The following is a 13,762-nucleotide window of genomic DNA, read 5'->3' on the forward strand; positions in this document are numbered from 1 at the left end:
AGGAGACAAACCGTGAACGCCACACCCACCCATAGCCCTGTTCAGGCGCAACCGCGCCCGGAAGATGAAAACCTGGGCCTGGGCGCCAATCTTGCCTATGGATTCCAGCACGTACTCACGATGTACGGCGGCATTATTGCGGTGCCGCTCATCGTTGGCGAAGCGGCGGGCTTGTCGGGCAGCGACCTCGGATTGCTGATCACCGCCTGCCTGTTCATGGGCGGACTGGCAACGCTGCTGCAGACACTGGGGCTGCCCTTTTTCGGCAGCCAACTGCCGCTGGTGCAAGGCGTGTCGTTTTCCGGTGTGGCTACCATGATTGCAATCGTCAATACCGGCGGCGGGCTCCCTGCCATTTTCGGCGCTGTCATGGCGGCTTCGCTGATCGGATTGCTGATCACACCTGTGTTCTCCAAGGTCATACGCTTCTTTCCACCGCTGGTCACAGGTTCCGTGATCACCACCATCGGCCTGACGCTGATGCCGGTGGCCGCCCATTGGGCCATGGGCGGCGATAGCCACGCCCCCGACTACGGCAGCATGGCCAATATTGCGCTGGCAGCTGCCACACTGGCCATTGTGCTGCTGCTGAGCAAGCTCGGTAGCGCAGCCATTTCGCGGTTGTCCATCCTGCTGGCGATCATCATCGGCACCTTGCTCGCAGTTTTCATCGGCCAGGCTGACTTTTCCCAGGTTGCCTCAGGGCCTGCCTTTGCCCTGCCATCACCCTTTCATTTCGGCCTGCCTACCTTCGAGATTGCAGCCACTATCTCCATGTTCATTGTCATTATCGTGACGCTGGTGGAAACGTCAGCCGACATTCTGGCCGTGGGTGACATAATCGAAACGGATATTGACTCGCAGAGGCTGGGCAACGGCTTACGCGCTGACATGCTTTCAAGCATGGTGGCGCCCGTTTTCGGCTCGTTTACCCAAAGCGCCTTTGCCCAGAATGTGGGTTTGGTCGCAGTGACGGGCATCAAAAGCCGCTATGTGGTGGCGTTTGGCGGCTTGATATTGATTGTGCTGGGCTTATTGCCCGTGATGGGGCGGCTTGTAGCTTGCGTGCCTTCGGCCGTACTAGGCGGTGCAGGCATCGTGCTTTTTGGCACAGTCGCAGCCAGCGGCATCCGCACGCTGGCCAAGGTGAATTACACCAACAACATGAATCTCGTGATCGTAGCCACATCAATCAGCGCAGGCATGATACCCATTGTTGCACCGTCCTTCTATCACCACTTCCCGACTTGGTTCGCCACGATTTTCCACTCCGGCATCAGTTCCGCTGCCGTGGTCGCCATTATTCTCAATCTGCTGTTCAACCACATGACACTGGGCAACTCCGACCAACAGTCCGTGTTCGTTGCTGGCACTGAACGCATACTGCGGGAGTCGGACCTTGCATGCCTGAACGACGGCGACCGTGTCGTGGGCGGAAAGCTGTACGACAAGGACGGACACGAAGTGCCGGTGATTCCGAATGGCCACACCATGCCAAGAACCACACAACCGACAGCGGCCGGCACGCCACTATGAAATAAGAAACCTGCGCTCGGTCGTCACAGCCCTCTTGTTGCGCTCGCTCACGGGCCTGTCCTCAATGGAACCATACAGTGGCCAGCCTATCGGGAATGATCTGATCAAAGAGATGCGGGTTCCTGTCAGACAGCAACCAAAAACCGCTGAATGAGGCGGCCGCCGCGGCGGCCGTGGACAGTGCCTCAGGAAATCTTGTCCAGCGCGTCGGCCAGCTGCTGGACGGTGCGATCCACGTTATGCAGCTTGTCGAGCCCGAACAGCCCCAGCCGGAAGGTCTTGAAGTCTTTGGGCTCATCGCACTGCAAAGGCACGCCGGCGGCCGCCTGCAAGCCGACCTCGGCGAACTTGCGCGTGGTGTGAATGCCGTCGTCGCTGGTATAGCTGACGACAACGCCCGGAGCCTCGAAACCCGGCGCGGCAACGCTCTTGAACCCCTTCTCGGCAAGAAGCTTGCGCACTTTGAAGCCCAGCTCAAGCTGCTCTGCCTTGACCTTTTCGAAGCCATAGGCCTCGGTCTCGGCCATGACATTGCGCAGCACGGTCAGGGAGTCGGTAGGCATGGTTGCGTGATACGCATGGCCGCCCCCTTCGTAGGCCTCCATGATCTGCAGCCACTTGCGCAGGTCGCAGGCGAAGCTGGTGCTGGTCGTGTTGTCAATGGTCTTGCGGGCATCGGCGCCCAGCATGACGAGGCCGCAACATGCGGATCCCGTCCAGCCCTTTTGCGGCGCACTGATGAGAATGTCCACGCCCAAAGCCTTCATGTCAACCCACACCGTGCCCGATGCTATGCAGTCGAGTACAAACAGGCCGCCCGCCTCATGTGTGGCCTGCGCAATCTGGCGGATGTAGTCATCTGGCAGCATGATGCCGGATGCTGTTTCCACATGCGCGGCAAAAACCAGATCGGGGCGGTTCTTCTTGATGGCTTCCACCACCTCGCCGGCAGGCGGCGGCGCGAAGGGCGCTTCGCTGCCCTGCTGCACAGGGCGCGCCTTCATGACGATGGATTCGGCGGGGATGCCGCCCATGTCGAATATCTGCGTCCAACGGTAGCTGAACCAGCCATTGCGTATGACCAGGCATTTTTTGCCGGTGGCAAACTGGCGAGCCACCGCTTCCATGCCAAACGTGCCGCTCCCTGGAATGACAATGGCGGATTCCGCGCTATAGACTGTCTTCAGCGTACGGGAAATATCGCGCATGACCGCCTGGAAGGCGTTTGACATATGGTTGACGGCACGGTCGGTATAAACAACCGAGTATTCAAGAAGTCCATCGGGATCGACATCAGGCAACAGGCCAGGCATGTGCATCTCCTGAAAAAATGAATCAGGCCGGCGCAATCTTGGCGCAGCCGGCCCGAAAGGCTTGTACATTCAAGCAGACTATACACCGTGCCGGCGCATGGGCGAGGCCGGCCTCGTGGCCGGCACCCACTGCTGGTGGCAATCTACTGCCAGGCCAATGCGTTACAGTCGAAAAACAGGGACCGTTCCAGGCGAATGGCCAGATGCCAGCCGCCGCATCAAAAGGAGGAATCAATGCATAATTCGAAAGTGGTCGTGAGCCACGCGCGCGACGCGCGGTTCGAACGCGGACTGCGCTCGTTTTTCGAGTACAGAGACCTGGGCATGGCAGATGCGACCGACGGAAGGGTCGTGGCTCACGTCATCCGCGCCGTCCCGGGGCAGGCCTTGCATAATCCGGTTCATTCACACGAGACGCAATTTCAAATGGTGTACATCCTGAATGGCTGGATCGAGTTCGAATACGAAGGCTATGGCGCCACGCGCCTGGAGGCAGGATCCTGTGTCTACCAGCCGCCAGGAATCAAGCACAAGGAACTGGGCCACAGCGACGATCTCGAAATGCTCGAAATCGTGATGCCGGCCGAGTTCCGCACCGAAGTTTTCGAGCAGGCTACGCTTTCGTAGCGCCCGATTGATTCAGCACTTCGGGGTTCCTGAGGGGGGGTACCTCGCCAGCCAGAAATGTTTCGATGTTTCTCGCGCTTTCGCGCAGGAAGAGTGTCAGCGCATTGGACACGACGTAGCCCAAGTGCGGCGCCAGCACGACATTTGGCATAGTGCGCAGCGGATGATGGGCGGGAAGCGGCTCGGTGTCGTAGACGTCAAGGCCAGCGATGATGCGCCCAGCGCCCAGGACATCCAGAAGCGCTCCTTCGTCCACCAGGGGGCCGCGCGAAGTGTTGATGAAAATGGCGCCCTCCTTCATGGATTCCAGTTCCGGCCGGCCAACGATGCCCAGGCTGCGCTGCGACAGCGTCAAATGCAGGGACACCACATCAGATGTTGCAAACAGCTCGTTTTTTTCGACGCGTTGAACTCCCTGCTCCTGCGCCGCCTGTGCAGTGAGGTTCTGGCTCCATGCCACGACTTCCATGCCCATGGCCAGCCCAACACGCGCCACATATGCACCGAGCTTGCCGAGGCCCACCACGCCCAGCCTCCTGCCTTCAAGCTGCATGCCCATGGGAATGCCCTGCTGCCACTTTCCGCCCCGCATGTTTTCATCTGCCCGGGGGACGGCCCTGGCGCAGGCGAACATCAATCCCAGTGCAAGCTCGGCCGCGGCATGCGAAGGCGAAGAACCGGTATACGACACCCAGATGCCCCGCCGCGTGCAGGCATCGATGTCCAGCGTCGAAGTGCGCCCCCCCGTCATGGAGATAAGCTTGAGATTGGGTAGCCGTTCGATGACGCGAGCGGGAAAAGCCGTGCGCTCACGCATGAGAGAAATGATGCTGAAGGGCTGCAGCTTCCGGATCAGATCATCCTCGTTTTCCCAGGCGCAGTTGAACACCTGGATATCCGCTTTGTCCTGTATGCCGCTCCAATCGGCAAGCTGCATGGCGTTGTCCTGATAATCGTCGATGATGGCAATGGCGTGGCGCTGCATCCGAAGGCTCCTGGGTCCTGAGGTTGAATACAATGGATAATGCCTACCCCGTAGTCTAGCGCTTTGCTCAAGCAATGTATTTGGCACGCGGGCGCATGAAGAATCCGGCCAGGCGCTGTTCCTGCACATGAGCCACCAGGCCTGCGATGCGGCCAAGCAGGAAAAGCGCGCCGCCCGTGCGCGGCGGTAGCCCGAAAGCCATCTGCAGCAAAAGCAGGCCTGCGGGAAAACCCAGAGCGAGATTGCCATCGCGCGTAACGTCTTCCAGCGTTTCGAGCAAGGCATGCGCCGGCGCCGGCATGACCGGCAGGGCCTTGACCAAATCCATCAATTGCAATGCGCGCGGATCGCCAGTCGGATACAGGGGATGATTGAAGCCCACCAATTGGCGCCCCTGCCTGCATGCCGTTTCGATTTTTCGCCTCAAGTCCGCCTGGCTGCGGCTTTCCATGGCGAACTCTTCCAGCCCTCGCCCAACAATGCCCGTCAGCGGGCCGTCAAAGGAAACCAGGCCCGTCAGCACGCAGGCATTTAGCGGCGCACCCGTGGAGGCCACCGCACGGGCTGCAAAAGTCGGCAGGGCCAACTCATGATCCGCAGCCAGCACCAGTGCCGCGTTCACGGCATTGATGACCGCGTCGTCGGCCTCGCGGCCAAGCGCGCGCAGCACTATGTGCGCGACAGGCTCGGCATCATCGCCCGCCACGAAACCGCCGCGGCAAAGCAGCCCGAAGGCTCCGGCAAGCGTATGAATGATCTGGCATCCGGCCACAGTCGATGAGCCAAGCAATATCTCCGGGTTGCCGCCCTGATCCTCGGACAGCACCTGCACTATGGTTGCAAACTTGCTATGGATGATGCCGTCGGCAGCATGCCGCATATAACGGTTGACCGATTTCTCAAATGCTGCGCCGGGCAGGCGGCGCGGCCAGTATGAGGCCGTCTCGTCCCATACGCCGCTCCAGAGCAGGTTGGCAGTGGCTTCGTACGCGCACTCCCTGCGCACCATGTCCGTAGCCAGTATGCCGCGATACCGAGGACCGTCGGGTGTGATTTCCGTGATGGACGAGGCAATCACCGGCTCGCCCCAGCGCAATGCGCCGGCAGCGGTCGGCCCATGTCCCGCCCGCGCCTGGCTGCGGGCACGCAGCTTCTCGATGTCGTCCCTCAGATAGCGTTTCTGCCTGCTTCCAGGCTGTCCGACTGCCCGAACCCAGCCGCGCGTGACATAGGCGTAGAGCGTCTGGGGCTTGATATCGAGCAGTTCGATGGCTTCGCGTGCACTGAGGTAGATGCCCGACCCCGACCCGTCGTGTTCGCCTGAACCGGATGGCGGCTGGGCAGTGACGGCTCGCGCGGATTTATCGACGGCTGATAGGTCGTTGTCCCGCGGTTTGGCGGATTCATTGGCTGGCATGGGCTTTTTTGAGCGTGTCATTGCATGAAATGTGGAACCTGTCGCGGCTATTATATTGATTATTCAATCAAGATTGATCAATATTTTAAAGATCATTAAGCTGGCATCGCGCCTGCAGCGACCAGGCAGCATCTCTACATGCAAACAATTCCAGAACAAGCAAGGAGACTGGACCATGGTTCTTCATACTCATATGCCCAAGCTGGGCTTGGCCGCGTTGATGGCGGCCGCCTTTCTCGCCAGCGGTACGGTCCGCGCGGAAAACTATCCCGAACGGCCGATCACGCTGGTCGTGCCCTTTTCAGCGGGAGGCGGCGCAGATCTGGTGGGACGGCTCCTCAGCCAGTATCTGCCCGCGCATCTGGACAACGCGAACATTGTCGTGGACAACAAGGCGGGCGCCTCGGGCAACATCGGCGCTCAGTTTGTCGGCCGTGCAAAACCCGATGGCTACACCTTGCTGCTGACCAACAGCACCATGACAATCAATGCCAGCCTGGACATGATGCAGGGGTTCGATATCAGGAAAAGCCTTGCCCCCATTGCCAACCTGGTGTCCACGCCCATCGCATTGGCGGTGAACAGCAGCCTGCCGGTAAAAAGCGTGTCCGATCTGGTGGACTACGCGCGCAAGCATGCGGACACGCTCAATTATTCCTCGTGCGGTACGGGCACACCCCAGCATTTTGCCGGGGCCAAGTTCAACCTTGAGGCCAAGCTCTCCATGATGCATGTGCCGTACAAGGGCTGCGCGCCCGCCATCAACGACGGCGTGGGCAATCAGGTGCCTGTGTTGTTCAGCACCATACCCAATGCGGCGCCGCATGCCGAAAAAGGCAGCCTGCGCCTGTTGGGCGTGGCTTCGAAAAACCGGTTGTCCTTCATGAAGGACGTGCCGGCGATTGCTGAAACAGCGCCGTTCCAGGACATGGACATCACGGTGTGGTTCGGCGTGTTCGCGCCATTGGACGTGCCTGCGGATATCAGGAAGAAGCTGGAAGAGGCCATACTCGCCACCATGAAGGATCCTGCGTTGCGCAAGGAGTTCAATGACCGCTATTACGAAATCGATGTCATGGATTCAGCCGCCTTCGCCAAGCAGATCGACAGCGACCTGTCCAGCTACAAGACGCTGGCCGAGCAATCCAATATCGTCCTCAAGTAACCCGTATCGGAAGGAGCACCATGAATACGGCATTGCAGTTCGGCCAGGAAGACCTCGTTCTTGCCAATCGCATTCTGGCACAGCACGGTGTGCTTGACGGCTTCGGGCATGTCAGCATGCGCAACCCGGCAAATCCCCAGCACTACTTTCTCTCGCGTTCGCTGGCCCCCGAGCTCGTCACGCTGGACGACATCATGGAGTTCGATCTGGACTCCACGCCGGTCACCGGCGACACGCGGCGTCCCTACCTGGAACGTTTCATTCACGGCGAAATATACAGGAGGCGTCCCGACGTGCAGGCGGTGGTCCATAGCCACTCCCCGTCAGTCATACCCTTTGCGGCCTCCTCCGTGCGTCTTAAGCCCATTTATCACATGGCTGGTTTCCTGACCGGCGGCGCGCCGGTTTTTGACATCAGGTGCCATTTCGGCTGCACGGACATGCTGGTCACCTGCGGCGATCACGGCAAGGCCCTGGCCGAAGCGCTGGGCGACGCCCCGGTGTCGCTGATGCGCGGACACGGCTTTGTGGCCGTGGGTGGAGACATCGCCGTGGCGGTATATCGCGCCATTTACACGGAGCAGAATGCCGCCCTGCAGGAAAAGGCCATCAACCTGGGAGGTGACATTGTTTACCTGGAACAGGAAGAAGGCCAGTTGGCCGACATCGCCATCCGAGGCGTGATGCACCGACCGTGGGAGCTGTGGAAGGCCAAGAGCCAGGACTGAGGCCTCGCGCTCGGCGATGTCCGCATCCGCGGGCATCGCGCAGGCGGGTAATGCCAGGCGTGCAATGCCACTTCCTAGGCTGCGCCCGCACCTGCATCGCCGTCCATAGACAGGTCATGGGGCGTTCTCACAGATATATATTTTTATATATGAATGATAGAAATATTTCATCATTAAATATATATCAAAACACCCTTTTGACGCGTCAAACCGCGTAGTATTGATTGCGCGCGGCCCGAGTCCGCTCCCCGCGCGGCAATTCCGGAGACGAAGACAATGACTACCCAAGCCCGCAACAAGGCCGAGCGCGAAGCATATTACGCGCGCATCGACAAGAAAGGCATGACTCCGCTGTGGGAATCCCTGCATGCACTCGTGCCTACACAGCCCACGACCGACTGTCGGCCAGCCCTTTGGAAATATGCCGCAATCCGCGGCGACATCATGGACTCAGGCTCGCTCATCACGGCCGAGGAAGCCGTGCGGCGCGTGCTGGTGCTGGAAAACCCCGGCTTGCGCGGCCTGTCGTCCATTACGCCCACCCTGTATGCCGGCCTGCAATTGATCCTGCCGGGCGAGATTGCGCCCAGCCACCGCCATGTGCAATCGGCGCTTCGCTTTATCGTCGAAGGCACAGGCGCCTATACGTCCGTGGACGGCGAACGCACCATCATGCATCCAGGCGACTTCATCATTACGCCCTCCTGGACCTGGCACGATCACGGCAACCTGGCTGAAGCGGATGGCGGCGAGCCCGTAGTCTGGCTCGACGGGCTGGACATTCCCTTCATCCGAACATTGGGAACCGGCTTCGCGGAACCTTATCCCGAAGCCGAGCAACCGTTGACGCGCGCCGACGGCGACAGCCTGGCGCGTTATGGCTACAACATGCTGCCTGTCAGCTATGAGCACACAAGCAAGACGTCGCCGCTGATCAATTATCCCTATGACAGAACACGGGAAGCATTGGATCACCTTCAACACCATGGCGAGATTGACGCATGGGACGGCGTGAAACTGCGATACGTGAACCCGGCGACTGGCGGCTATGCCATGCCGACCATGGCCACCTTCATGCAATACCTGCCCAAGGATTTTCGCGGCAAGGCCCAGCGCAGCACCGACGCGACCGTGTACTGTGCCGTCGAAGGCAGGGGCCACGCCGTCATCGGCGATGCCCGCTACGATTTCGAGCCGCATGATGTATTCGTGGTGCCCTCGTGGCAGCCTGTGCAGCTTAATGCGGATGAAGAAACCGTGCTCTTCAGTTTTTCCGACCGCCCCATCCAGCAGGCCCTGGGTTTGCTGCGCACACAGCGCATCGACTAGCCAGGCGCCGCCCTGCCCGCACTCACCCCCGTCAACAACGAGAGAAAACCGATATGTCCCATGTTGTAACGCCTCCCGCCGCTGTTTCCGTGCCTGTCGCCGGCAGCAGCGATACCTTTCCTGTGCGCCGCGTATATTGCGTGGGCCGCAACTATGCCGCTCACGCGCGTGAGATGGGCTTTGATCCGGATCGCGAACCACCCTTCTTTTTCTGCAAGCCGGCTGATGCGGTACGTCCGGTTGCCGATGGCGGCACGCTTGAAGTGCCGTATCCTCCCGAAACCAGCAACTATCACTACGAGATTGAGCTGGTCGTGGCCATCGGCAAGGGCGGCACCAACATCAGCGTCGATGAAGCCCTGAAGCACGTATGGGGCTACGCGGTCGGCCTGGACATGACGCGCCGGGACCTGCAGAAGAACATGCGCGAAATGGGCCGCCCTTGGGAGCTGGGCAAGGCATTCGATAACAGCGCCCCCATTGGCCCCATCCATGCCGCATCCAGCACAGGGCATCCCGACAAGGCTGCAATCTGGCTGGACGTGAATGGCGAGCGCAAGCAGTCCAGCAGTATCGACAAGCTGATCTGGTCGGTGGCCGAGACGATTTCCTATCTCTCCAAATACTTCCGTCTGGAGCCGGGCGACCTGATCTATTCGGGCACGCCCGAGGGTGTGGGCCCCGTCGTGGCGGGCCAGACCATGATCGGTGGTGTCGACGGCCTGGGTGAAATCAAGGTGAAGGTGATCTGATGATGGATCTCTACAGCTTCTTCAACAGTTCCACCTCATACCGCGTGCGCATTGCGCTTGGCCTGAAGGACGTGGCCCATGAAACAATACCCGTCAACATCCGCAAGCTGGAGCACCGGGAAGCGGGCTATGTTTCCCGTAATCCCAGCGCTGGCGTGCCCCTGATCGATGACGGCGGATTTCACCTCGGCCAGTCGCTGGCCATCATCGACTATCTCGATGACAAATACCCTGAGCCGCGCTTGCTGCCGCGTGACAGCAAGCAGCGCGCCCGCGTGCTGGAAATTGCCAACCTGATTGCCTGCGATATGCATCCGGTGAACAATCTACGCGTGCTGCGCTACCTTACGCAGGATATGGGCGTGACGGAAGCAGCAAAAAACCAGTGGTATCAGCACTGGATCGCGGAAGGCTTCGCTTCGCTGGAAGCGCTGCTCGCCCGGGCCGGCTCCGGCGGATTCTGCATTGGCGGCCAGGTTTCGCTGGCGGACTGCTGCCTCGTCCCCCAAGTGGCCAATGCCCTGCGCATGGAGTGCGATGTATCGCCCTATCCTCGCATCAGGGCAGTGTATGAGCACTGCAATACGCTGCCGGCGTTCCAGAAGGCGGCGCCTGCACAACAACCGGACTTCGACCAATAGGCACAAAGCCTGCGGCGGCGACGCCGGCCCGAAGACTGAGGCAAGATAAAAAAGGTAATTTCATGACCACTCACGGAGCCAAACAGAAAATCATCGTTGTGGGCGGCGGCATAGGCGGCTTGGCTGCCGCCCTGTCGCTGGCGCGGCAGAACATCGAGGTGCTACTGCTGGAGCAGGCATCGCACATCGGCGAAATTGGCGCGGGCATACAGCTGGGCCCCAACGCCTTCAATGCGCTGGATGCATTGGGCGCGGGGGACGCCGCGCGCAAACGAGCCGTGTATACGGAACACATCACCATGATGGATGCCGTGGATGCCACCGAAGTGGTCCGCATAGAAACCGGAGACAAATTCCGCAGCCGCTTCGGCGGCCCCTATGCCGTCATCCATCGCGCCGACATCCACCTGTCCATCCTGGAGTCAGTGCAACAAAACCCCTTGATCAGTTTTCGGACATCCACGCACGTGGCGGACGTGAAAATAAGTGCAAAGGGCGTTGAAGTGACGGACACCAAGGGCGACGTCCATCGGGCCGACGCGGTGGTGGGCTGCGACGGCGTGAAATCGGTCGTGCGTGAGAAAACCATTGGACGTCATCATCGTGTTACGGGTCATGTGGTGTATCGCGCGGTTGTAGAGCTGGAGAACATGCCCAAGGATTTGCGCATCAAGGCGCCGGTACTGTGGGCCGGTCCGCGCTGCCATCTGGTGCACTATCCACTTCGCGGAGGCCAGCAGTACAACCTTGTGGTCACATTTCATAGCCGCGAACAGGAGGAATGGGGAGTCAAGGATGGCAGCAAAGAGGAAGTGCTGTCCTATTTTGCGGGCATACACGAACGGCCCCGGCAAATGCTCGACTGTCCTACATCATGGCGGCGCTGGGCCACCGCCGACGCCGATCCGGTCGATGAATGGGGCTCGGGCCTGGGAACGCTATTGGGCGACGCCGCGCACCCCATGACCCAATACATGGCGCAAGGTGCCTGCATGGCGCTCGAAGACGCCGTAACCCTGGGCGAAGCAGTGGCGCAATGCAATCATGATCTCGACGCCGCCTTCCGGCTGTATGAGTCCATCCGCTGCCCGCGCACGGCGCGTGTAGTCTGGTCCACACGGGAAATGGGCCGCATCTACCACGCCAAGGGCGTGGAACGCACGGTGCGCAATCTGCTGTGGCAGAACAAGACGCAGGACGACTTCTACAGCAGCCTGGAGTGGCTGTACGGCTGGCGCAAGGAAAACTGCCTGCAGTTGCGATAAAGGCAAAACACTTGGCCGATGTAGCGCCGCTCAGGCGGTACCGTCCTTCACCGCGAGGCGGATGCAGTCAAGCGCCTGGTCGACGGACTTGGGATAGATTTCATCATTACGCCAGTACATGGATACTGAGCCATAGCCGTCGAGCCGCAGCGGCACAATGCGCAACTGATCCATCTCGACCAGCATGAGCGTGGCGCGATGCGATGCGGTACCGATAAGGTCGCTGTTGTTCAGCAACGCCACGTTGGCAATGACGGAATTGGTCTCGATATAGTTGGGCGGCAACGCCTGGCCCGCCGCCGCGAGCGCCACTTCGAGCGCATTGCGTATGGGCGTGTGCCGCGGCCATACTATCCACCGATAAGCCTGTACGTCGCCCCATTGTATTTCCGGCAGCTCGAAAAGCGGATGTTCAGGCCGGGCCACCAGATCAATGGGCTCGACATACAGCACTTCGCTGCTGATGCGCAACTCATCGACCTGCTCGTTGGTGGTACGCCCGATAACGATATCGAGATCGCCCTGGCTTAGCAGCGAAAGCAGCCTGTCCATGGTGCCTTCCACAAGATCAATGCGCATGTCGGGCATGCGCGCCGCCATGGCAAGAATGCCGCGCGGCGCCGCTTCGGAAGCAGCCGCTCCGGAAGCGCCGATCGCCACCCTGCCGCCACCGCCTTCGCGCAGCACGTTCATATCGACGCTGGCCCGGTCAAGTTGGGCAGTGATGCGCCGCGCATGCGCGATAAGCACGTCACCATGCGAAGTGGGAGACAGCCCGCGAGCATGGCGCTCGAACAGCGTCAACCCGATGTCGTCTTCCAGTTCGCGCAACCATTTGGACAGCGCCGGCTGGGTCGTATTGAGCAAACCCGCAGAATGACTGAGGTTCCGGGTTTGTGCCAGGCTGAGCAGAATCCGCAGATTTCTCAGACGTATGCGGTGGGTCCAGTCGGTAGCCATGCAATAGCGTTTTGAGGGATGCAAACCGCTAGCTTACGACACGCCGGGATATTTAGCCTCAATCGGCGCGGCGCGAACAACACGCCCGGGCCGCGTCTCAGGCGTTCAGCAGCGCCAGCGCCTGGCGATGGATGTCTGCATTGGCCGCAGCCAGCACATTGCCGCCGGATGCCGGCGTCAGAGGTTTTCCCGTCCAATCGGTCACGACGCCGCCGGCCCCCTCCACGACAGGGCAAATGGCCAGATAGTCGTAGGGCTGCAGGCCCGACTCGGCCACCAGATCGATATGACCCGATGCCAGCAGGCCGTAACTGTAGCAATCCCCTCCAAAACGCCGCATGCCCACGCGACGGCTGAGCGCGTCAAAACGGCTGGCCGTGCCGCCTTCGAACAGGTCGGGCGAGGTGGCATACAGGACGGCGTCCTCAAGCGTGCCGGTACTTCGGGTACAGCACGGCTTACCGTTGTACAGCGATTGCGCGCCGCATTCGCCCACCCAGCGCTCCGACGTAAAAGGAATGTCGATGATGCCGAGTGCCGGCTGCCCCCGGTGCAAGAGCGCCAGCAGACTGCCCCACAACGGGCTGCCGGAGATGAAGCTGCGTGTTCCATCGATGGGGTCGATGGACCACACATAGTCCGCATCGAGATGAGTGCGCCCGAACTCCTCGCCCAGGATGCCGTGGTCCGGGTAGCGGGTGCTGATGGCCTTGCGCAGAAAGGCTTCGACGCTGCGATCGGCGATCGTGACCGGGCTGTCATCGTCCTTGGCCATGACATCGATGGGGTGGCGAAACCACTGGAGCGCGACGGCGCGCGCCTCGGTCACGCAATCCAGGGCGAAGTCGCGCATTTGCGCCAGGGTATCGGGCGCGTCTTTGGTGCTGGTCAACGTAGCGTCTCCTGGACAACTGAAAGATCGGCGGTAAGAATATTCTGAATGAGCTTGCATAAATATGCAAATTTCCACAAAATAGCAAAACAATTGTCAAATCCTGCAATAACTACACCGCGTTGGGCAAGCCGCAGCGTCCGGCCGGCGCC

At 60.3% G+C, this 13,762-nt stretch carries 13 protein-coding genes; 8 read left to right on the forward strand and 5 right to left on the reverse strand.

The window, feature by feature from the left end:
- The first annotated feature begins 12 nt into the window (after positions 1-12).
- Positions 13-1,536: a nucleobase:cation symporter-2 family protein gene (locus ERD78_RS03515; protein ID WP_129968327.1), complete on the forward strand. Its 1,524-nt coding sequence runs from the start codon at positions 13-15 to the stop codon at positions 1,534-1,536.
- A 185-nt stretch (positions 1,537-1,721) separates the two neighbouring features.
- Here the strand turns inward: ERD78_RS03515 and ERD78_RS03520 are convergent, their stop codons facing one another.
- Positions 1,722-2,849, reverse strand: a complete 1,128-nt coding sequence (locus ERD78_RS03520) for an aminotransferase class V-fold PLP-dependent enzyme (RefSeq protein WP_129967859.1) — start codon at positions 2,847-2,849, stop codon at positions 1,722-1,724.
- Between the two features lie 234 nt (positions 2,850-3,083).
- On the opposite strand from ERD78_RS03520, the gene ERD78_RS03525 reads away from it, so the two are divergent.
- Positions 3,084-3,476 carry a cupin domain-containing protein gene (locus ERD78_RS03525; RefSeq protein ID WP_129967860.1) on the forward strand — a complete coding sequence of 131 codons (393 nt, stop codon included), beginning with the start codon at positions 3,084-3,086 and terminating at the stop codon, positions 3,474-3,476.
- Here the strand turns inward: ERD78_RS03525 and ERD78_RS03530 are convergent.
- Positions 3,463-4,461 (reverse strand): D-2-hydroxyacid dehydrogenase family protein, encoded by a 999-nt coding sequence (locus ERD78_RS03530; RefSeq protein ID WP_129967861.1) that lies wholly within the window; start codon positions 4,459-4,461, stop codon positions 3,463-3,465. The genes ERD78_RS03525 and ERD78_RS03530 overlap by 14 nt on opposite strands.
- 67 nt (positions 4,462-4,528) lie before the next feature.
- Entirely contained in the window at positions 4,529-5,899 is a 1,371-nt protein-coding gene (locus ERD78_RS03535; protein WP_129967862.1) for a citrate synthase, read from the reverse strand.
- Positions 5,900-6,053: 154 nt separating this feature from the next.
- On the opposite strand from ERD78_RS03535, the gene ERD78_RS03540 reads away from it, so the two are divergent.
- The 6 genes from ERD78_RS03540 (at position 6,054) to ERD78_RS03565 (ending at position 11,758) form a co-directional block, all read left to right on the forward strand.
- Positions 6,054-7,043 (forward strand): Bug family tripartite tricarboxylate transporter substrate binding protein, encoded by a 990-nt coding sequence (locus tag ERD78_RS03540; RefSeq protein WP_245152314.1) that lies wholly within the window; start codon positions 6,054-6,056, stop codon positions 7,041-7,043.
- Between the two features lie 20 nt (positions 7,044-7,063).
- Positions 7,064-7,771 (forward strand): class II aldolase/adducin family protein, encoded by a 708-nt coding sequence (locus ERD78_RS03545; protein WP_129967863.1) that lies wholly within the window; start codon positions 7,064-7,066, stop codon positions 7,769-7,771.
- 276 nt (positions 7,772-8,047) lie between these two features.
- Positions 8,048-9,100 carry a gentisate 1,2-dioxygenase gene (gtdA, locus tag ERD78_RS03550; protein ID WP_129967864.1) on the forward strand — a complete coding sequence of 351 codons (1,053 nt, stop codon included), beginning with the start codon at positions 8,048-8,050 and terminating at the stop codon, positions 9,098-9,100.
- 53 nt (positions 9,101-9,153) lie between these two features.
- Positions 9,154-9,852, forward strand: a complete 699-nt coding sequence (locus tag ERD78_RS03555) for a fumarylacetoacetate hydrolase family protein (protein ID WP_129967865.1) — start codon at positions 9,154-9,156, stop codon at positions 9,850-9,852.
- A 2-nt stretch (positions 9,853-9,854) separates the two neighbouring features.
- Positions 9,855-10,493, forward strand: coding sequence for a maleylacetoacetate isomerase (gene maiA / locus ERD78_RS03560; RefSeq protein WP_129968329.1), 639 nt, complete (start codon positions 9,855-9,857; stop codon positions 10,491-10,493).
- Positions 10,494-10,555: 62 nt separating this feature from the next.
- A complete protein-coding gene (locus tag ERD78_RS03565; protein WP_129967866.1) occupies positions 10,556-11,758 on the forward strand; it encodes a 3-hydroxybenzoate 6-monooxygenase in 1,203 nt (400 codons plus the stop codon).
- A gap of 30 nt (positions 11,759-11,788) precedes the next feature.
- Here the strand turns inward: ERD78_RS03565 and ERD78_RS03570 are convergent, their stop codons facing one another.
- Positions 11,789-12,718 carry a LysR substrate-binding domain-containing protein gene (locus ERD78_RS03570; protein WP_129967867.1) on the reverse strand — a complete coding sequence of 310 codons (930 nt, stop codon included), beginning with the start codon at positions 12,716-12,718 and terminating at the stop codon, positions 11,789-11,791.
- 97 nt (positions 12,719-12,815) lie between these two features.
- Positions 12,816-13,571, reverse strand: a complete 756-nt coding sequence (gene hisN / locus ERD78_RS03575; RefSeq protein ID WP_129968330.1) for a histidinol-phosphatase — start codon at positions 13,569-13,571, stop codon at positions 12,816-12,818.
- Between the last annotated feature and the right edge of the window lie 191 nt (positions 13,572-13,762).

This window comes from Allopusillimonas soli, assembly GCF_004153445.1.
Taxonomy (GTDB): domain Bacteria; phylum Pseudomonadota; class Gammaproteobacteria; order Burkholderiales; family Burkholderiaceae_B; genus Allopusillimonas; species Allopusillimonas soli.